The organism is Treponema denticola (genome assembly GCF_024181605.1).
Lineage (GTDB): Bacteria > Spirochaetota > Spirochaetia > Treponematales > Treponemataceae > Treponema_B > Treponema_B denticola_B.
This window is the reverse complement of the sequence record NZ_CP054477.1, coordinates 1,477,137-1,497,294: the sequence shown is the minus strand read 5'-3', so window position 1 is coordinate 1,497,294 and position 20,158 is coordinate 1,477,137. Positions and strand designations below refer to the sequence as shown.

The following is a 20,158-nucleotide window of genomic DNA, read 5'->3' as shown; positions in this document are numbered from 1 at the left end:
AAAACACTAAAACTTGCTATACTGGTTGTATGCTAGGCATACAAAATACGACGTTAAAATTTTATTCAAAATTGGATACACTACTTGATGCTCAGATTTTCTTTTCGGCACTAGAATTGGATATTTACACCAAGCTGGAGGGAGGTAAAACCGTAGAAGTTCTTTCCGAAGTTCTCGGCTGTAACAGCACTGCCTTGCAGTATTTTTTGAACGTTTTGCTAGGCGAGGGGCTTTTATACAAAGAAGGAAGAGTGTTTTTCCCTGCAGAAGAAAGTGCTCGGTTTTTATCTAAAAAAAGTTCCGAATACATAGGAGAAGTTTTACTTTTTAGGAAAAAGCTATCCGCCCTTGTAAACATAAAAGAACTTATAGATTCTAATCAAGAAAAAAATACTGAAAAGCTCTCTCAAAATAAGTTTTTTGATTTTGCGGAAATGGCACAAATTAATATCCAAGAAATTCTAACTTTTAGAAAACAAACATTGCTGGCCGCCGTAAACTCATCATGTAAAAAAGGACCTAAAAACGTACTTGACCTTGGCGGAGGAGCCGGTGCCATGCTCGGTGTAATTGCGAAGCAATACCCCTGTGCTTCCTATACCTTATTTGAAAGTCCCGTTGTTGCAAAAATTGCCTATGATTACATAAAACAGATTTCCTTAAAAAATACGGTTAAAATAATAGAAGGCGATTTTCTAAAAGACGACATACGGAATGATTACGATTTAATAATCGCTTCCGGCATCTTTCCTTTTGCCGGAAATGCTCTTGAAAGCCTTGCAGAAAAAATATATACGGCAACGCAAAAAGACGGCTTTCTTTTTGTTTACGATACTTCTTTTGCCGAAAAAGGCCGAAGACTCGTATTTGAAAAACGGTGGTTATTAGGAAATTTAAAAGCAGGGCGGCCTATAAAGAAAGATATAAATTTAGATGCCGTTTTACAAAAAGTCGGTTTCAGCTTAATAAAAAAAACTGCCGATGATCTTTATCCTCTTTTTATTTATCAAAAATGTAAGGAGTAATCTAAATTGAAAAATACCGAAAACCTTATTGATCTTTATATTTCACTTGTAGAAAAAATAGCAAACGGTAAATCTAAAATACTTAATTTTGAAGGAGAAGACATGAGCTTTTACCGAGGTGAAATTCATATTATAAAAAAAATAGGGGACAGTCCCGGTATTTTCAGTTCCGAAATTGCACGCAGTATGGGAATAACACGGGCGGTCATTCATAAAACGCTTTTAAAACTTGAGAAGCGGAATCTTATAAAAAAAGAAGATTGTGAAAAGGATAAAAAAATTAAAAAACTTTTTTTAACCGAAAAAGGTCTTGCAGCAGCTAAGGCTCATGAACAGTATCATGATGAACACGACAAAGCTTTTTTCGATTTTTTATCTTCACTTAATGCCGATAAACGACACATAATAGAACAATTTTTAATAAGGGCAAATGAAATGATTGAGCATCATTTTTAATTGCATATACATGGAGGTATATATGAATAAAAAAATTATGTTGACGGTTTTCTATACCGTTTTGGCTGCCGGTATTTTTGCCGGAGGAACAAAGGATAAAACGGAAACGGTTCATGTAAAGAAGCAAGGCGAGGTAATAATTGTAAACTTATCGCCGCCGGTTTATTCAATGCTTCAAACCTTTCCCGGCTTAAAGGATTCGGTTGCAGGTGTAAACCCGAGAACTTTTTCAACCTCAAATCCTAAAGTTTTAGCGGCAGTAAATCCGAATGCTAAAAACTTAAACAGCTCTTTTTTGAACAATGATTTTTCCGTTAATGCCGAAAGCCTTGCTGCCTTGGAACCTACGATTATTCTCTATTATGGAGAATTTGAAAAAAAAGGCCTAGATAATTTAAGCATCCCTATGGTTAATATGCAAATCAATGACATGGATAGTGAAAGCCTTACGCAAAAATGGGAAAAAATGATAGCTGATATTTTTAAAACCGATAACGGCAATAAAATGGAAAAGCAATGGAAGAAAACAAATGAAATTCTTTCGGCAACTTTAAAAGACGGAAAAAACATACGCGGGCTATTTATTTTCAGCACTGTCGGCGGTAAAATTATGGTAAGCGGAAATAAAAGTTACGGTGGAAATTTTTTACGCAAGGCCGGTATTGAAAATGTTGCGGAACTTGACGGTTTTGCCGAGGGTGCAGGACAAGTTGAAGTGTCAATGGAGCAAATAAATGAGTGGAATCCGGATATTATTTTTATCAACAGTATCAGAATCGGTAAAAACAATACGAGTGCAAAAACGATTTTAGAAAATACGGATACAAGGAATTGGTCGTTTATAAAGGCTGTAAAAGATAAAAAAGTTTTTGATATTCCGCAAGGCACTTTTAGCTGGGGAATGCCTTGTGCCGATTCTCCTCTAATGCCCTTATGGATGCTCACAAAGATAACACCCGAAAAATATAGTGAGTTTGAATTTAAGAAAAAAATAAAAACCTATTATAAAGAAGTTTATGATACGGAGCTTGAGGATGCGGTCATTGATGAAATGCTTTCTCCCGTAAAATAAAATGGAAGATCATGGTCTTAAATATAGGCAGGCGGTTATTGTCCTTATTTTAATGATAATAACTGCTGCCCTTTTTTCGTGTTTAATTGGACGTTTTAATATAGATTTCAAGGATATATATGCAATTTGTATAGGGGATAAACGTATTGAAACCATCGATTTGAAACGGCATATTTTATTTGACATCCGCATTCCCCGTATCTTATTGTCAATGATTGTAGGTTCTTCGCTTGCAATGGCGGGAACAGGTCTACAGGCAGTACTGAAAAATCCGCTTGCAAGTCCCGATGTTTTGGGAACGGCATCCGCTTCTGGGTTTGGTTCAGCTTTGGGCATTATTGTGTTCGGAAAAACCGTTGCAGGAGTTTTCGGCCTTTCTTTCCTGGCAGGTTTAGGAAGTATCTTGTTGGTATTTGCTCTTTGTAAAATCAAAAAAGATGTATCCGTGTTGTCGATAATTTTAAGCGGTATTATCGTTTCTTCATTGTTTATATCCTTTATTTCGATCCTTAAATTTACGGCTGACCCGAACGATACCCTTCCTGCAATAACCTTTTGGCTTATGGGCAGCTTTACTTCAAGTTCCTATCGGAATATTCAATTTATTTTTATTCCGTTTGTGCTGGGTACATTCGTTTTATTTTTATTACGCTGGAAATTAAACATTGCTTCATTAGGTGATGATGAGGCAAAAACAAGCGGAATAAATCCTTTCCGCTTGCGTAAAACAATCATCATCGCTTCAACAATTTTAATTTCATCTTCAGTAACGGTAAGCGGTATTATAGGCTGGGTAGGTTTAGTTATTCCTCATTTTACACGGAAAATAATAGGTGCTAATCATGGTTATGTCATTCCGCTTTCAGGATTGTCCGGGGCTTTTTTTATGCTTATCTGCGATGATCTTGCCCGTTCGGTAAGTGCTGCGGAAGTACCCATAGGAATTATCACAGCCCTATTGGGTGCTCCCCTTTTTGCTCTATTGTGGATTTTTAAAAAACAAGGAATGAATGAAGAATGATAGATGTTAAAAATGTATCTTTTAGTTACAAGAATAAAAAATCGGTCTTTAAATCGGTTTCTTTTTATTTAAAGGAGGGTGAAATCCTTGCCGTTATGGGACGCAACGGCATCGGAAAAACCACCTTTATAAAATGTCTTGCGGGAATTCTTACATGGTCATCAGGGAGTTCTTTAATCATGGGAAAGCCTGTAGAAAAACGGACAAACTTTTTAGGCTATGTTCCTCAGGCAAAGGTGCCTTCTTTTTCGTACACGGTCCTTGATTTTGTTTCGTTCGGAAGAAGTTCCGTAAACGGGTACTTTGCTTCTCCGTCAAAAAAAGATTATGAGGCATCCCTTGCCGTTATGGAAGAACTCGATATAGCCTTCTTAAAAAATCGTTTTTGTAATGAAATAAGCGGAGGAGAATTACAACTTGCCTACATTGCAAAGGCTCTTGTTTGTAAGCCCCGTATTTTGATTCTTGATGAGCCGGAATCCAATTTGGATTTTTACAATCAAGGCCGGGTATTAAAAACGTTAAAAAAACTTTCACGCCAAAATAAAACTACAATAATCATAAATTCTCATCACATACAAAATATGCTGATCATTGCCGATAAGGGCTTATTGCTTTCGGAAGGCCACTTTTTGTTCGGCAGCATTGATTTGCTTATTACAAATGAAAACATAAAAACATTTTTTAACTCCGATGTTTTTGTGCTACCCGTTTTGCATGAGGGACAAAGTTTTAAAACATTTGTAGTAAAACTTTAGAAGGATTAAATTTATTGTTTTTGATGATATAGAAAAATTCTCTCTCAAGGGATATATCCTTGGATGACATGAAAAATCCCGGTATCCGCGGAATGCATCGATTCCTTGCAAAGGATGGAGATGGGATTATGAAGATGAGTATTATACGTATGGATTTTTTGGAATAGCCCAACCGGTAAAATATGGCATGCGGTTCTTCGCAAAAAAAATGTGTAATCGGTTTAATTACCGACTACACACTTTAATGACAGGGTACTATCAATTCCCGGACTTTATCTTCCCTTCTTTAAAAAGGCATCTTTAAAGCCCAGCTGCTTAAAGCGCTCAAGAACAGCACCGGTTTCATCAGGCTTTAAAGGTCCTACAAATATGGTATATCTTGTGTTGTTTTTTACAAGCCTTTCTTCCACTACCATAGGATATTTTTTCCCGTATTTTTTTAGAACATCATCGCGGTTGTATTTATCGTCATAGATTACTATCTGAACATAGGTTTTGCCTTTTTCCAGTTTGCTTGAAATAGGCTTAATCTCATTTACAGGAACTGCGGATTCTTCTTCGGCTGCAGTATATATATCCGAATCGGTTTCTTCATACGTGCCTGAATCTTCGGCTTCTTCGGCCGGAGTTTCTTCAACCGATGTCTCCCCACCAGGAGCCGGAAGGTCTTCTTTTTTATCTGCAACAGGCTCATTTTTTGGGGTAACGGAGGCAACTGTGTCAACCTTTTTTTCAGCCGGAGTTTCATTAACAGGTTCTACTACAGGATCTACAACTTCAACATCCTTTATTTCTTCTTTAGCTTGTTCAGGCTCTTGAGGTTCCGATATTTCGGTTACAGGAGCAGGGGCATCTTCCGGTTTTGCTGCAGGTTCAATTATAGGGTCTACGGTTACAGGCGGATTTTCCTTTGCCGGTTCCATATAGGTTTCGGTTATGGGAGCTACGGTTTCAGGTGCATACATCAAAGATGAATCTTCGGCAGGTTTCTCTTCAACCTTTTCAACCTCTTTAATTGGTTCTACTTTAGGTTCAGGTTCTTTTACCTCTTCCTCAGGTACTATAGATACCGGTTCTGTCGGTTCTTCGGCTGCAGGTTCAACTATAGCCTCTACACTAGGAACTTCTTCTGTTGCAGGAACTTCTTCAACCGGTTCAGGGGGAGTATCGTCAACAGGGTTTTTAATCTCATCATATAGAATTGTATCTCCTGCCGTATTTTCGGATACGGGTTTTGCTTCTTCTTTTTTTAGATTTGCATCCGGCAAATCCGAATGAGATGCTACAAAAAGGGCAGGGTTGGTATCTAGGTCTTGAGATTCAGGACCGGCTGCCGAAATGCTTTTACCGTCATCCCCTTCTTCATTTACCGGACTCGGTGTAATGACCCTTATTCTGATAACCTTTCCCTTAGGAACCTTAAGTTTTTCTCCCAATTCGGGGGATAGGCTGAGTAGAAGACCGGGTATTCCGGAGGGGCCTATAACAACGGCTCTAGCCTTAATGCTTTTTTCAAGGTTGGTTATTTCCAAAAGGGTGTGTTTAGGAAACATATCGCTTCTGACAAACAAGCCTTCAGCCGGAAAATCGGTAGAAGAGCCGATGCCTCCATTTCCTTCCCAAACCGCCCATATACATGAAAACGATATAATGAATATCAATGAAAATAAAACTTTTTTGTTCATAATCCCTCTCCTTATCTCTTGCTGATTGCCTCGAATATTTCTTTTGCTATTTGACCGGCAAGTTTTTCGGCCTTTTTTTCTATGTCTTTTTCTTTTACCTTAGTTATATCTATAGTTTTTTTATATATTTCTTTTTCTTTTTTACAATTTATTACTCTGATGTTCATCACTTGCCAATCAGGTTCCTTTGACTCGGTTTTTTTGTTAAATATAAGTTCCTTTTCGTATTTCATGTAAAAAATAATCAGATAATTAGGTTCTTCTTCAAAAAAAGATTTTATTTCTGCAAGCGAAATATCTTTTTCCGATTTTATTTCGCTGATAGGAACGCTGGTAGTAATAAAACCTTCGTCAAAAAACTTGTCAAAAAGATTGTCTTCAAAAATTTCGGTGATATTTTTGCATTTTTCGTGAGCATCTTTATTTTGGAAACAGGCAAAGGCCGCAGTATCCGCAAAGGCTAAGCCGAAAAAAATAAAAAATAATATACAGTTTATGTATTTTTTTAACATAATAGTCCTCGTGATAGATTATCGGTATTCCAAAAAAAAGATTAAGAGAATTTAAAAAAGCCGGCGCAGGTGAAAAAAATTTAAATAAGTAATATAATGTAAGTCAGTTTGTATGGAAGAATTTATAACACGTTGCCGGATGGTAAAAGATATGAAGTTGAAATATAAAGAGTTTTGCCTGTTTTTTTTAAGCTGTATTTTTGCAGGTATGCTGTTCGCTCAAGAACAAGGTTCAAAAGTCCGGTTTCAAAACCAAGACTCTATTTTAGGTATTACTATAGATGACTCGTGGTACGAAACCGTTAAGCTTGAAGCTGTGGTAAATGCCCTTAAAAATATGAAAACAAAACCCACAGTTCGTATTGTTATGTCTAAGGATGAACCCGTTTCCATGTATATTCCTATTTTTGAAAAAATCGGCAAGGTAGCCCATATATTGGCATGTCCCGTGGATTCTTATGACATGGAATCTTACAAAACGGTTTATTCGTATAAAAAGCGTTTTAAGACGGCATATGAGGCACTTGGAAAATACACCGATATGTGGGAGATCGGAAACGAAATTAACGGAGAGGATTGGCTCGGCAAAAATCCTAAACTGATTGCGGATAAGGTAGCGGCAGCCTATGACTTTATCAAATCAAAGGACGGTATCACGGTTTTAACCGCTTATGCTTTTGCTCCCGGAATGCAAAAAATTGTGATGATTGATTGGCTTAAAACATATCTTCCTCCCCGTGTAAAAAATAATGTAGATTATCTTTTGGTAAGCTATTACGAAGACGATAATGAAGGTTTTCAGCCTGACTGGTGGAAAATTTTTGCTGTTTTGGAAAATATCTTTCCAAACTCAAAACTGGGTATAGGGGAATGCGGAAGCACTGATGAAAACGCCGATGAAAAAACAAAACTTAGCATGATACGCCATTATTATGGTATGCCTAAATATACAAAGAATTTTATAGGAGGTTATTTTTGGTGGTATTGGGTGCAAGACTGTGTACCGCATGAAAATAATATTTTGTGGAAAGAAATAAATAGTCAAGCTGAAAAAAGGGGCTTTTAAAAGCCCCTTAAAATTTTGTTATAGATTTTCCAATATCTTGTTTAAACTATCCTTTGCATCGCCTAAGAGCATCATGGTATTGGGATTAGGTTCATACAAGGGGTTTGGAACTCCCGCATAGCCGGGTTGGAGGTCATAGTTACAGATAATTAGCTTTTTAGCTTTTTCTGCAGCCAAGACAGGCATTCCGTAGATGGGCGTGCCTTCTGCCGTGTTTGCGGCCGGGTTTACAACATCGCTTGCACCGATTATGATCGCCAAATCCGTCTTATCAAAGTCGGGATTTATAGCTTCCATTTCGTAGAGCTTGTCATAGGGAATATCAACTTCGCACAAGAGTACGTTCATGTGGCCGGGCATTCTTCCTGCGACGGGGTGAATGGCAAAACGCACATTTTTTCCCATAGCTTCGAGTTTATCTGCGAGCTGTTTTACCAAGCCTTGTGCCTGTGAAAGAGCCATGCCGTAGCCGGGGATAACGATGATTTCCTTTGCTTCCTTAAACCAGGGGCCTATTTGAGGAGCTTCCGTTCCCGCTTGTTCTTGGCTTGCTTCCGCTCCTGTGCTGCCGGATATTCCGCCTAAAGCGCTTCCTGCGGTACCTCCTTTAGTTCTAAGAGAATCGAGCATGGTGTTTATGCTTTCCTTTGCATCGCCTAAAAGCATCATGGTATTGGGATTAGGCTCATACAAGGGGTTTGGAACTCCCGCATAGCCTGGCTGTAGGTCATAGTTACAGATAATGAGCTTTTTAGCTTTTTCTGCAGCCAAGACCGGCATTCCGTAGATGGGCGTGCCTTCCGCCGTATTTGCAGCAGGGTTTACAACATCGCTTGCTCCGATTATGATCGCCAAATCCGTCTTATCAAAGTCGGGATTTATTGTTTCCATTTCGTAAAGCTTGTCATAAGGAATGTCAACTTCGCACAAGAGTACGTTCATGTGGCCGGGCATTCTTCCTGCAACGGGGTGAATGGCAAAACGCACATTTTTTCCCATAGATTCAAGTTTATCTGCCAGCTGTTTTACCAAGCCTTGTGCCTGTGAAAGAGCCATGCCGTAGCCGGGGATAAAAATTATTTCTTTAGCATCGCTGAACCATGAGGGAAGCTGCGATTTATCGGCATGTCCTGTTGCCGTAAGCTCCTGTTGAGCAGGTTTTGCTTCTCCCGTTTGCTGAGTTTTTGCCTCTAATGCTTCTTTTGATGAAGATGCTGAAGTGCCCGCAGGTTTTGCCGGCTGTGCCGATTTAGCCGGAGAAGCCGCCTTGCTAAAAAGAATTGAAGCGAGGCTTCTATTCATTGCCCTGCACATAATCTGGGTAAGCAGGAGCCCTGAAGCTCCGACTATGCCTCCGACCGATACCAAGAGAATATCTCCTATTGCCATACCTGCAATTGAGGCTGCAACACCCGATGTTGAGTTTAAAAGAGAAATCGTAATCGGCATGTCCGCTCCGCCTACACGTATCGCAAAGAAGATACCGAAAAGAAGGCTTATTACAAGCCCTGCAACTGAAATGCTCATCATTAGTTCAGGCTTAATAGGAAGAAGAACGATGAAGGCTATCATTCCTAAAAAGCTGACTGTGGTCAAAGCCTGATGAGCAGGCAGAACCGTAGGCTTTTGAGGAAGAAGCTTGTGAAGCTTTCCTGCGGCAATTAAGCTTCCCGAAAAGGTTAGGGCTCCTACTGCTAAGGCTATTCCTCCCGTAACGATAGCAAAGATTCCTGTTTGAGTATTAACCGCTGCCAGAGTTAAGAGGGCAGCAACAGCCGAAGCTGCTCCGCCTAAGCCGTTGAGTAAGGCAACCGTTTGGGGCATGGTAATCATTTCTACCTTTATTGTGAGGTAAATACCGATTGCCGCTCCTATTGCAAGCCCAGCCCACATCATTCCTGCAGAAAAAATTTGATATTTATACAGGGTTACGCATACGGCTGCAAGCATACAAAGGGCACTTAAACGGTTTCCCTTAACTGCCGATTTAACCTTACTCATCATATTGATTCCTAAAAGAACCCCAATGCTGAGTACTCCGCAAATAATATAATAAACCGTATCCGTCATTTTGTACCCTCTTTAGATTCATTGCCCGTTTTAAACATTTTAAGCATTCTGTCCGTAAGACCGAAGCCGGCAACTACGTTTATTGTTGCACAAATGATGCCTATACAGCCGAAAATCTTGCTGCCTGTTGTAATTGCAGCGGCCGTAGCGGTCATTGTAGCCAAAATAGTAATGCCGGATAAGGCATTCATACCCGACATAAGGGGGGTATGTAAAAGGCTTGGTACGTTCTTGATCAGTTTGTAGCCTATAAGGGTCGTTACAACAAAGACAAGAACCAGTATCAATTCCAAACTCATATGCCCATTGCCTCCCTGGCTCCCTTATGAACGATTTCACCGTCAATAGTGGTAAGAATACCTTTGACAATGTCATCATTTCGGTCAAGCTCGATTTTTCCGTCCTTGATAAGATAGCGGGTAAGGTTGCAAATATTTTGAGCAAACATCCATGTAGAGCTTGAAGGAAGAAGTCCGGGGATGTTTTTAATACCTACAAGGTGAACATTGTGCTTTTTGAGAACTTCGCCCGGAGGTGTTAACTCACAGTTTCCGCCTTGGTCGATTGAAATATCAACTATTACCGAGCCGGGTTTCATGGTTTTTACCATTTCTTCTGTGATGATAACCGGAGCAAGTTTTCCGGGAACAAGGGCTGAAAGGAAGATTATGTCCATGTCCTTAATGTGAGGAGCGAGCAGCTTTCTTTCGTTTTCGAGGGTTTCTTTTTTAAGATGAAGGGCGTAGCCTCCTTCTCCGATGGCCTCATTTTCGGGAACGCCTAAGTCGATAATCTTTGCACCGAGGGACTGAGCCTGTTCACGGGCTGCAGGCCGGATATCTGCTGCATAAGTTACGGCTCCAAGTCTTTTGGCAGTTGCAAGGGCCTGTAAGCCGCCTACACCTGTTCCGACGATTAAAACGTTCATAGGTTTAATCATACCGACAGCACAGAAAATTTGAGGGATAAATCTCGGCAAGAGATTTGCGGCAATTAAGATTCCTTTGTAACCTGCACAGGTACTCATCGAAGTAAGAGCATCCATGTTTTGTGCTCTTGAAATTCGAGGAACTCCGTCGAGCGTTAAAGAAATAACGCCTTTTTTTGCCATGTTTTTAACCATTTCATGGTTAACCGGAGCTGCCGGATGAATAAATGTGATAAGATACTGTCCTTGATGCATCATATCTATTTCGTGGCAGCCCATTGCGTCATTATAAAGGGGTTCTTTTACCTTTAAAATGATTTCCGAATCGGAAAAAAGTTTTTTAACATCGGAAACTACCTCTGCTCCGGCCTTTTCATATTCCGGATCGTGGAAATAGGCGCCCTCTCCGGCCCCTTTTTCTACTAAAACCTTATGTCCGTCCTTAATCAAAAGCTCGCATGTTTCCGGGGTAGCGGCAACACGGTCTTCTCCATGCATGATTTCCTTAGGAATACCAATAATCATAAAATCCTCCTATAGAGTACAGTTTTTATATCTCTGGACTCTTAATTTCAATCGATTATACCATAGTAATACATTGCCGTCAAGGTTCAGTTTTAGTGTTATAGCTTCCGGAAATTTGTTTACATCTAATTTATTTTAAGCTCCCATAAAAACTTTTTGCAAGGATTATCAAATCCTGAAAAAAGTTTTTTCCGTGCTTTTGCAACGAAGTGAAAAAGCACATATAATAATGCGACGTTTTGTGCTTTGCACAAAACTCGACAGATAAACAGTGAGGCAGAATTCCTGCCGAACTGTTTATCATACCTCTTATATATTTTTTTTAATTGTGATAAAATGACTTTCATAGGATATTTAAGATGAAAGTAACCAAAAAATTAAGTATTTTAACGGCAATAATGGTTTGTTTTTTATTTTTTTCTGCTTGTACCAAAGAGAATGGAAAGAGTGAATTCAAAAAGTACAAAAGTATGGCAGAAGCCCTGAATAAACAGTGCCCTACAAAGATAGGGGATGATATTCAGCTTGATGCAGTAGAATATATTGAAAACATTCATACTCTTCAATATGTGTATTCTTTTACCAAAAGGGTTAAAGAAAATAATACACCTGAGGTGTGGAATATGATTGAAGCCGGTACCAGAGAAGCTCTTATCACGGAATTTAAGTCCCAAACTTATGTTGAGCAATTTAGAAAGGATAAGCTTAATATGAGCTTTGTTTACAATGACAAAAATAAAGAACACCTTTTTACTGTTGTGCTCAATAGTGGGGAGTACTAAAATAGAGTTAAGCCGATTTTTAATATGCAATCTTAAAAAATCTAAAAAAATTATTTTTTAGCAAAAACCTTACACCCCCCCCTTGACAAAAGTTGCGGAAAGGGGTATATTCGCACTCACCGTCAGCTAAGACGGTGTGCCTAGAAAAGCAAAGAAAACACTAGAAAAGTTTTGCAAGTCTTGCAGTTTTGATGAAGACAAGGCTTCTTAAGTTTGGCAGTTTAAACGCTGCAAAAAATGTTAAAAAATAAAAAAAACTTTTAAAAAGCACTTGACAAAAAGTGAGAAAATACTGTATACTCACTTTTGCTCGCTATATAACTTTTACCGGTTTTTAGCGAATGATATTTGAAATTAAGAGGGAAGGGAAAGAACAAAAATAGCCAAAGCGTAAAGCTTTTGGTAAGGAAAGTATCAAAAACCGGTAAGGATTAAGCTGATTAACCTTTACCAAATTCCTTAAACATAAGGGACAAACTAAAATTAGAAATCAACCGCTCTTTAAGGGCGGCTTGAAATAATAATGATGGAGAGTTTGATCCTGGCTCAGAACGAACGCTGGCGGCGCGTCTTAAGCATGCAAGTCGAACGGTAAGGGAGAGCTTGCTCTCCCCTAGAGTGGCGGACTGGTGAGTAACGCGTGGGTGACCTGCCCTGAAGATGGGGATAGCTAGTAGAAATATTAGATAATACCGAATGTGCTCATTTACATAAAGGTAAATGAGGAAAGGAGCTACGGCTCCGCTTTAGGATGGGCCCGCGTCCCATTAGCTAGTTGGTGAGGTAAAGGCTCACCAAGGCAACGATGGGTATCCGGCCTGAGAGGGTGAACGGACACATTGGGACTGAGATACGGCCCAAACTCCTACGGGAGGCAGCAGCTAAGAATCTTCCGCAATGGACGAAAGTCTGACGGAGCGACGCCGTGTGAATGAAGAAGGCCGAAAGGTTGTAAAATTCTTTTGCAGATGAAGAATAAACATAGGAGGGAATGCCTGTGAGATGACGGTAATCATGCGAATAAGCCCCGGCTAATTACGTGCCAGCAGCCGCGGTAACACGTAAGGGGCGAGCGTTGTTCGGAATTATTGGGCGTAAAGGGTATGTAGGCGGTTAGGTAAGCCTGGTGTGAAATCTACGAGCTCAACTCGTAAACTGCATTGGGTACTGCTTGACTTGAATCACGGAGGGGAAACCGGAATTCCAAGTGTAGGGGTGGAATCTGTAGATATTTGGAAGAACACCGGTGGCGAAGGCGGGTTTCTGGCCGATGATTGACGCTGATATACGAAGGTGCGGGGAGCAAACAGGATTAGATACCCTGGTAGTCCGCACAGTAAACGATGTACACTAGGTGTCGGGGCAAGAGCTTCGGTGCCGACGCAAACGCATTAAGTGTACCGCCTGGGAAGTATGCCCGCAAGGGTGAAACTCAAAGGAATTGACGGGGGCCCACACAAGCGGTGGAGCATGTGGTTTAATTCGATGATACGCGAGAAACCTTACCTGGGTTTGACATCAAGAGCAATGACATAGAGATATGGCAGCGTAGCAATACGGCTCTTGACAGGTGCTGCATGGCTGTCGTCAGCTCGTGCCGTGAGGTGTTGGGTTAAGTCCCGCAACGAGCGCAACCCCTACTGCCAGTTACTAACAGGTAAAGCTGAGGACTCTGGCGGAACTGCCGATGACAAATCGGAGGAAGGTGGGGATGACGTCAAGTCATCATGGCCCTTACGTCCAGGGCTACACACGTGCTACAATGGTTGCTACAAATCGAAGCGACACCGCGAGGTCAAGCAAAACGCAAAAAAGCAATCGTAGTCCGGATTGAAGTCTGAAACTCGACTTCATGAAGTTGGAATCGCTAGTAATCGCACATCAGCACGGTGCGGTGAATACGTTCCTGGGCCTTGTACACACCGCCCGTCACACCATCCGAGTCGAGGGTACCCGAAGTCGCTAGTCTAACCCGTAAGGGAGGACGGTGCCGAAGGTACGTTTGGTAAGGAGGGTGAAGTCGTAACAAGGTAGCCGTACCGGAAGGTGCGGCTGGATCACCTCCTTTCTAAGAGAAAGGGTAATTTGAAGGTTTTTTAACCTTCTAAATAATATACAATGTATATTAGTCTTGAAGTACACAAGACAAATCGATACTTCCTTTTCGTTCTTTCCTGAAACTCTTTTTTTATAGGGCCTGTAGCTCAGTCGGTTAGAGCACTTCTCTGATAAGGAAGGGGTCATTAGTTCAACTCTAATCAGGCCCATACCGATTGAAAAATCGGCTCAATAACTTGGTTCTTTTAAAGAACTGAGCGAACAGATATTTGACATAACTAGGGAAGGGAATGAAGACGCTGTAGTGGTTAAAACATTACAGTGTAAAAGAAAACTTAAAAAAATACAAAACTTCTTTTTATTTTAGCGAAAGATAAAAGAAAGAAGGGACAATAATATGGTCAAGCGAGAATAGGTTTATGGCGAATGCCTATGGAGCTAAGAGGCGAAGAAGGCCGTGGTAAGCTGCGAAAAGTTCCGTGTAGGAGCACACATCCTGTGATACGGAAATAGCCGAATGGGGTAACCCGTTAGTAGTGATACTAACATTACGCTCTTGAATAAAATAGAGAGGTAAAGCGATACTGAGTGAACTGAACCATCTAAGTAACTCAAGGAAAAGAAATCAAGTGAGATTCCGAAAGTAGCGGCGAGCGAAATTGGAGGAGCCTAAACCCTTTAAAGGGAGTTGAAGGGCTGCATCGGCGTAGGACCGACAAGTTACAAATTCGATTTATAGCAGAAAGGTTTTGGGAAAGCCTGGCGCAGAGGGTGAAACCCCCGTAAGCGAAATAAATCGGACTTGTTGATGCAGTACCTGAGTACGGCGGGGCACGAGAAACCCTGTCGGAAGCCGGGTCGACCACGATCCAAGGCTAAATACTACTTAGCTACCGATAGTGAACAAGTACCGTGAGGGAAAGGTGAAAAGAACCCCAGTAAGGGGAGTGAAATAGAACCTGAAACCGTAAACCAACAAGATGTTACAGCCCTTTTAAGGGTGGTAGCGTGCCTTTTGTAGAATGAGCCTGCGAGTTACGATATGCAGCGAGGTTAAGGAATAGAAGTTCCGGAGCCTAAGGGAAACCGAGTCTTAATAGGGCGAATAGTTGCATGTCGTAGACCCGAAGCCGGAGTGATCTAGTCATGAGCAGGTTGAAGCAAGGGTAAAACCTTGTGGAGGACCGAACTATAATCTGTTAAAAAAGGTATGGATGACTTGTGACTAGGAGTGAAAGGCTAATCAAACCCGGAAATAGCTGGTTCTCCCCGAAATGCCTTTAGGGACAGCCTCATACAAAATTATCGGAGGTAAAGCACTAGTTGGACTAGGGGGCGTCAAAGCCTACCAAACCCAGTTAAACTCTGAATGCCGATAATCAACGTATGGGAGTGAGACTGCGTGCGCTAAGGTTCGCAAGTCAAAAGGGAAACAGCCCAGACCGTCAGCTAAGGTCCCCAAATACTGCTTGAGTGTGAAATGAAGTGTGGATACAAAGACAGCCAGGAGGTTGGCTTAGAAGCAGCAATTCCTTTAAAGAGTGCGTAACAGCTCACTGGTCGAGTGTCCATGCGCAGATAATGTAACGGGGCTAAGCAGTATACCGAAGCTACGGGTCTTATGCATTTTTGAGCATAAGGCGGTAGGGGAGCATTCCATTAACTGATGAAGGCATACTCGCGAGAGGTGCTGGAGGAGATGGAAGAGAGAATGCAGGTATAAGTAACGAAAAGGGAGGTGAGATCCCTCCCCGCCGAAAATCTAAGGTTTCCTGGGTAAAGGTAATCTTCCCAGGGTAAGTCGGCCCCTAAGGCGAGGACGAAGGTCGTAGTCGATGGGAAATCGGTTCATATTCCGATACCTTTTATAATTTCGATGGCAGGACGCATGAGGTGAAACCCGGCCGGCTAACGGATGCCGGTCAAAGTAAGCGAGCCGTTATAAAGGATGATAGGCAAATCCGTCGTCCAAGGTAAGCTGCGACAGCGAGTGAAACTACGGTGGAGCGAAGCGGGCGTAATCAAGGTGCCGGGAAATACTGTCTAAGGTTAAGGTTATAAAAGACCGTACCGTAAACCGACACAGGTAGATGGGATGAGAAATCTAAGGCGCTCGAGAGAACTCGCGTTAAGGAATTCGGCAAAATGCACACGTAACTTCGGAAAAAGTGTGACCTCCTTTTTTTTAAAGATGAGGGGGTGGCAGAAAGCAGGCCCAGGCGACTGTTTATCAAAAACACAGCCATCTGCGAACCAGCAATGGGACGTATAGGTGGTGACACCTGCCCGGTGCCGGAAGGTTAAGAGGAGAGGTTAACAGCAATGTGAAGCTTTGAATTGAAGCCCCGGTAAACGGCGGCCGTAACTATAACGGTCCTAAGGTAGCGAAATTCCTTGTCGGGTAAGTTCCGACCCGCACGAATGGTGTAACGATTCTGGGCACTGTCTCAACGCGAGACTCGGTGAAATTTATATACCGGTAAAGAAGCCGGTTACCCATAGTTAGACGGAAAGACCCCGTGAACCTTCACCGCAACTTATTATTGGGACTTGGTTTATCATGTGTAGAATAGGTGGGAGGCTATGAAGCTTGACCGTTAGGTTGGGTGGAGCCGAAAAGTGAAATACCACCCTTGATAAATCAGGTTTCTAACCTGTCCCGTGAAACCGGGATAGGGACAGTGATAGGCAGGCGGTTTGACTGGGGCGGTCGCCTCCTAAAGAGTAACGGAGGTGCGCGAAGGTCTCCTCACGCCGGTTGGAAATCGGCGCAGCGAGTGTAAAGGCACAAGGAGGCTTAACTGCGAGAGTGACAGCTCAAGCAGATACGAAAGTAGGTCTTAATGATCTGGCGGTAGCGAGTGGAAGCGCCGTCACTTAACGGATAAAAGGTACTCCGGGGATAACAGGCTGATATTCCCCAAGAGTTCACATCGACGGGAATGTTTGGCACCTCGATGTCGGCTCATCGCATCCTGGGGCTGAAGCAGGTCCCAAGGGTTTGGCTGTTCGCCAATTAAAGCGGTACGTGAGCTGGGTTCAGAACGTCGCGAGACAGTTCGGTCCCTATCTGCTATGGGCGTTGGATACGTGAGAGGAGCTGTTTTTAGTACGAGAGGACCGAAATGGACGAACCTCTGGTGTACCGGTTATCCTGCCAAGGGTAATTGCCGGGTAGCTAAGTTCGGAAGGGATAACCGCTGAAGGCATCTAAGTGGGAAGCCCGCCTCAAGACTACGTATCCCTGAGGGTTTAACCCTCCTAAAGACTCCTTGCACACTACAAGGTTGATAGGTTGGAGGTCTAAGCACAGTAATGTGTTCAGCCGACCAATACTAATAAGTCGTGAGGCTTGACCATATTATTGTTTCTTTTTTCTATACATAAAAGATTAACTTTCTTCTTCATTCTCTTTTTTAGTACACTTAAAACTTATTTTAAGTTTTAAGTCCTTAATTTGTTTTTTATTGCCAGGTGGCCATAGTGGAGAGGTAATACCCGTTCCCATCCCGAACACGGAAGTCAAGCTCTCTTACGCCGATGATACTGCTGATCAAGTGGGAAAGTAGGATGCTGCCTGGCTTTTTTTATTCCTTGCATTATTTTTTAAAAAATGATATTATCTAGCTCTTATGTCTTTTAAGACAGGAGTTAGGTTATGGTATTAGTTCTTGTAATTGTAATTGCTCTTATATTATATATTCTTATATTTCCTATCAAAAATGCTTTTAAAATAAAAAAGCAAGAAGAAGAAATTATTCGTTTAAAAAGTAAGCTTTCGGATTTGGAATTTAAATTTCAGGGCAATTCTAATGTTTCTTCTGAAACTGAGGCTCAAGTATGGATTAAGGCCGGAGAAAGTTCTACGAATGAAGATAATACAACTAATCCGTTTGTTAAGGAATCTTCTAATGATGAGACTCTTTCAAAAGATGAGGTAAAAGAAAACTTAAAACAAAAAGGAATTAAAGAAAAACATGATGCTCTTTCTCCGTATTTTAAGAAATTATTTTCAATAGAATCCATTATCAGTAAGCTGGGGATTATCCTTCTTTTGATAGGGGTAGGCTTTATCTTCAAGCTAAGCTATGACAAGGGATATATAACGCAAGAGGTCGCCTTGATTATAGGCGGCTTGATAGGAGTTGCTCTTTGCTTTTTCGGCTTTAGGAGTTCGGCTAAATCGAGGCTTGTATTAAGTCAGGTTCTATTTGGGGGAGGTATAGCCGTTTTTTATCTTACTGCTTACGCAGCCTATTTAAGGTACGGTATTTTAGGGGATTTTTCCGCCTTTATATTTTTAAGCTTGATTACGGCTCTTTCTTACACCCTTTCAATTATGACCGTGTCTTCATCAATCTCAATAATCGGCTTGCTTGGTTCCCTTATAATACCCTTTGCTGTAGATTTAGGCTTTTTAGGTTTGACAGGCTTCGGGCTCTATGTATTTGCAGTTTCAACCCTTTCATCAGCGGTTTATTTTTTTAAGCGATGGAGGCTTTTGCAGTTTATCTCGCTGATTTCCTTTTTAGGAATTTTAACCCGTCTTTTACTTACTACGGCTTTGAATGTTGATGATGCGGTTCTGTTTTTCGGCCTTGTGCTTTTATTGATGGCCGTTCATATCATTCCGGATCTTTATTTTTATTTAAAAGATGATGAAAAGAAAAGGGATAAAATTCTCTCTCCTGCTTTTGGCGTTTTAAATTTAGGCTTTTCCTTATTTTTAACATATAAGCTTTCTATTTATAAATTTGCGCCTCAAAGCAGCGTCTATCTTATTTTTTCATTTTTTTACATAATTTTAGCCTATCTTGCTTTCCGAAAAAAAAGAATGGATAATTTGGGGCTTATTTACCTTGCGGGGGCTTTGCTTTCTCTTTATGTAACGGTAGTGGATAGGTTTACATACGATATTCAGCCCGTCCTTATATTAAGTATGGCCTTTTTAGGATTTTGGCTTTTCCGCAAAAAAGAAGAATTAAAAGTTTTTGTTTTACTTCACCTTCTTTTTGCTGCAGCTTATATAATGGCGATAATTTCACTTGGGCGAGATTTTGACAATCTTACGCCGCTGTTCTTTTTCCTTCAAGGAGCGTTTTACCTTGTTCCGATGGGCTTATCGGTTTTTGTACAAAAAGAAAAATTTAAAAAGGCTTATCAAGGATTTGTTTTTCAAGCCTATATTTTTATATTTTTGATCTTAAGTTTGTATAAACTTGATATAAAGAGGACGGAAATTTTTGCTCAAGGCTTTGTGCTCGTCCTCATAGTTGTTTATAACCTTATGCATCATAAACTTAAAAAAGAATGGTTCTATGAGCGGGCTGTAGATGCGGGAATTTTTATTTTATTTTTATTTTCGTTTGCAGACACTTTAAATTGTTTTTTTAAATGGAACCGCTCTTATGTATATCTTTTTCTTGGAATTGAAGCGGCTCTAAGTTTTGCAGTTTACAGTCTTTCTCTAATAAAAGAAAAAACTGAAAATGCCAGATTTTTTTACAGGCTTTGCTTTTTTATTTTAATGTTGAAAATTATGCTCTTCGATTTTTCTATTACAGTAGATCAATTTAGATATGGAATTTTACTTTCGGGACTTTTTATTTTAGCCTTGGATAAATTTTATAAAAATAAGTTTAATAAAGATAAGGCAAGTTTAAATGTCGGCCGTATATTTTTGATTACCGTTGCATTTTTTTATTACATATTTATTTACAGCCATATGCCGTATCAGGATGCAATCCTCATTAAAATTTGGAATATAGATGTTCTTTCGGTTGTAATAAATATTTTAAATGCCCTTATATTGATTGCTTTTTTTAAGATACTAAACATGCCGCAAATTCTTTACTTTGCAGTTATCAGTCTTATCTTTGTTTTTTTGAGCTTTGTGGATATTTATCTCCCCATAAAAAACGGCGGCATTTTAACCCTTCTTTGGGCTTTTTATTCTATAGCTTCTTTTGTTTATTATTTGCGGAAGGGAAGAGCTAGGATGGTTTATATTTCGCTTGGGTTAATAATCTTTGTTGCGGCAAAGCTGATTATTCTTGACTTAAATACTTTGAATATTTTATCGAAGGTTATCACTTCCTTGGTTTTTGGCGTTGCCCTTCTTTTGCTGAGTTATGCAATTCAGCCCATGTTGAAAAAGTTTGGGAAAACTGAAATTGAAAAAACCGAAGAAAGTTAGAGAG

13 protein-coding genes, 1 tRNA gene and 3 rRNA genes are annotated in these 20,158 nt (G+C 40.6%); 12 read left to right on the top strand and 5 right to left on the bottom strand.

Annotated elements, in window-relative coordinates:
* The first annotated feature begins 71 nt into the window (after positions 1-71).
* From E4N80_RS06965 to E4N80_RS06945, 5 genes are read left to right on the top strand one after another with little or no spacing between them, the layout of a single operon-like run.
* Positions 72-1,025, top strand: coding sequence for a methyltransferase (locus E4N80_RS06965; RefSeq protein ID WP_253698431.1), 954 nt, complete (start codon positions 72-74; stop codon positions 1,023-1,025).
* A 6-nt stretch (positions 1,026-1,031) separates the two neighbouring features.
* On the top strand, positions 1,032-1,481 hold the full coding sequence (locus tag E4N80_RS06960) for a MarR family transcriptional regulator (protein WP_002670729.1): 450 nt from the start codon (positions 1,032-1,034) through the stop codon (positions 1,479-1,481).
* Between the two features lie 22 nt (positions 1,482-1,503).
* The gene (locus tag E4N80_RS06955) at positions 1,504-2,553 is read left to right on the top strand and encodes an ABC transporter substrate-binding protein (protein ID WP_253698430.1); all 1,050 of its coding nucleotides are present in this window, start codon (positions 1,504-1,506) and stop codon (positions 2,551-2,553) included.
* A gap of 1 nt (position 2,554) precedes the next feature.
* Positions 2,555-3,574 carry a FecCD family ABC transporter permease gene (locus E4N80_RS06950; RefSeq protein ID WP_002677664.1) on the top strand — a complete coding sequence of 340 codons (1,020 nt, stop codon included), beginning with the start codon at positions 2,555-2,557 and terminating at the stop codon, positions 3,572-3,574.
* Positions 3,571-4,332, top strand: a complete 762-nt coding sequence (locus tag E4N80_RS06945) for an ABC transporter ATP-binding protein (protein ID WP_002670732.1) — start codon at positions 3,571-3,573, stop codon at positions 4,330-4,332. Before E4N80_RS06950 ends, E4N80_RS06945 begins: the two co-directional genes overlap by 4 nt.
* A gap of 272 nt (positions 4,333-4,604) precedes the next feature.
* Here E4N80_RS06945 and E4N80_RS06940 read toward each other — a convergent pair whose 3' ends face one another.
* Together E4N80_RS06940 and E4N80_RS06935 are read right to left on the bottom strand one after the other, a co-directional pair.
* Complete coding sequence (locus E4N80_RS06940) at positions 4,605-6,017, bottom strand: SPOR domain-containing protein (protein WP_253698429.1); 1,413 nt, start codon at positions 6,015-6,017, stop codon at positions 4,605-4,607.
* 11 nt (positions 6,018-6,028) lie between these two features.
* Positions 6,029-6,529: a hypothetical protein gene (locus tag E4N80_RS06935; RefSeq protein WP_253698428.1), complete on the bottom strand. Its 501-nt coding sequence runs from the start codon at positions 6,527-6,529 to the stop codon at positions 6,029-6,031.
* Positions 6,530-6,641: 112 nt separating this feature from the next.
* On the opposite strand from E4N80_RS06935, the gene E4N80_RS06930 reads away from it, so the two are divergent.
* The gene (locus E4N80_RS06930) at positions 6,642-7,595 is read left to right on the top strand and encodes a hypothetical protein (RefSeq protein WP_253698427.1); all 954 of its coding nucleotides are present in this window, start codon (positions 6,642-6,644) and stop codon (positions 7,593-7,595) included.
* Between the two features lie 18 nt (positions 7,596-7,613).
* On the opposite strand, the gene E4N80_RS06925 is transcribed toward E4N80_RS06930, so the two are convergent.
* Genes E4N80_RS06925 through E4N80_RS06915 form a run of 3 tightly spaced genes read right to left on the bottom strand, consistent with a single transcriptional unit; the run spans position 7,614 to position 11,118 of the window.
* A complete protein-coding gene (locus E4N80_RS06925; protein ID WP_253698426.1) occupies positions 7,614-9,665 on the bottom strand; it encodes an NAD(P)(+) transhydrogenase (Re/Si-specific) subunit beta in 2,052 nt (683 codons plus the stop codon).
* Positions 9,662-9,964 (bottom strand): NAD(P) transhydrogenase subunit alpha part 2, encoded by a 303-nt coding sequence (locus tag E4N80_RS06920; RefSeq protein WP_010696748.1) that lies wholly within the window; start codon positions 9,962-9,964, stop codon positions 9,662-9,664. The genes E4N80_RS06925 and E4N80_RS06920 overlap by 4 nt, the downstream gene beginning before the upstream one ends.
* Positions 9,961-11,118, bottom strand: a complete 1,158-nt coding sequence (locus E4N80_RS06915; RefSeq protein WP_253698425.1) for an NAD(P) transhydrogenase subunit alpha — start codon at positions 11,116-11,118, stop codon at positions 9,961-9,963. Before E4N80_RS06915 ends, E4N80_RS06920 begins: the two co-directional genes overlap by 4 nt.
* Before the next feature lie 359 nt (positions 11,119-11,477).
* Between E4N80_RS06915 and E4N80_RS06910 the strand changes: the two genes are divergently transcribed.
* The 6 genes from E4N80_RS06910 (at position 11,478) to E4N80_RS06885 (ending at position 20,154) form a co-directional block, all read left to right on the top strand.
* The gene (locus tag E4N80_RS06910; protein WP_253698424.1) at positions 11,478-11,900 is read left to right on the top strand and encodes a DUF8479 domain-containing protein; all 423 of its coding nucleotides are present in this window, start codon (positions 11,478-11,480) and stop codon (positions 11,898-11,900) included.
* Positions 11,901-12,423: 523 nt separating this feature from the next.
* Positions 12,424-13,968: ribosomal RNA gene (locus E4N80_RS06905) — 16S ribosomal RNA — on the top strand.
* Positions 13,969-14,093: 125 nt separating this feature from the next.
* A tRNA-Ile gene (locus tag E4N80_RS06900) sits at positions 14,094-14,167 on the top strand.
* Positions 14,168-14,357: 190 nt separating this feature from the next.
* Positions 14,358-17,318: ribosomal RNA gene (locus E4N80_RS06895) — 23S ribosomal RNA — on the top strand.
* A gap of 110 nt (positions 17,319-17,428) precedes the next feature.
* Positions 17,429-17,540: ribosomal RNA gene (rrf, locus tag E4N80_RS06890) — 5S ribosomal RNA — on the top strand.
* The 16S, 23S and 5S rRNA genes sit together here with 1 tRNA gene alongside, the layout of an rRNA operon.
* Positions 17,541-17,616: 76 nt before the next feature.
* Positions 17,617-20,154, top strand: a complete 2,538-nt coding sequence (locus tag E4N80_RS06885; protein WP_253698423.1) for a DUF2339 domain-containing protein — start codon at positions 17,617-17,619, stop codon at positions 20,152-20,154.
* Positions 20,155-20,158: the final 4 nt, after the last annotated feature.

Coding starts and splice junctions, on each gene's coding strand:
- E4N80_RS06955 (WP_253698430.1), top strand. CDS start 1,504: ATGAATAAAAAAATTATGTTGACGGTTTTCTATACCGTTTTGGCTGCC.
- E4N80_RS06950 (WP_002677664.1), top strand. CDS start 2,555: ATGGAAGATCATGGTCTTAAATATAGGCAGGCGGTTATTGTCCTTATT.
- E4N80_RS06945 (WP_002670732.1), top strand. CDS start 3,571: ATGATAGATGTTAAAAATGTATCTTTTAGTTACAAGAATAAAAAATCG.
- E4N80_RS06940 (WP_253698429.1), bottom strand. CDS start 6,017: ATGAACAAAAAAGTTTTATTTTCATTGATATTCATTATATCGTTTTCA.
- E4N80_RS06935 (WP_253698428.1), bottom strand. CDS start 6,529: ATGTTAAAAAAATACATAAACTGTATATTATTTTTTATTTTTTTCGGC.
- E4N80_RS06930 (WP_253698427.1), top strand. CDS start 6,642: ATGGAAGAATTTATAACACGTTGCCGGATGGTAAAAGATATGAAGTTG.
- E4N80_RS06925 (WP_253698426.1), bottom strand. CDS start 9,665: ATGACGGATACGGTTTATTATATTATTTGCGGAGTACTCAGCATTGGG.
- E4N80_RS06920 (WP_010696748.1), bottom strand. CDS start 9,964: ATGAGTTTGGAATTGATACTGGTTCTTGTCTTTGTTGTAACGACCCTT.
- E4N80_RS06915 (WP_253698425.1), bottom strand. CDS start 11,118: ATGATTATTGGTATTCCTAAGGAAATCATGCATGGAGAAGACCGTGTT.
- E4N80_RS06910 (WP_253698424.1), top strand. CDS start 11,478: ATGAAAGTAACCAAAAAATTAAGTATTTTAACGGCAATAATGGTTTGT.
- E4N80_RS06885 (WP_253698423.1), top strand. CDS start 17,617: ATGGTATTAGTTCTTGTAATTGTAATTGCTCTTATATTATATATTCTT.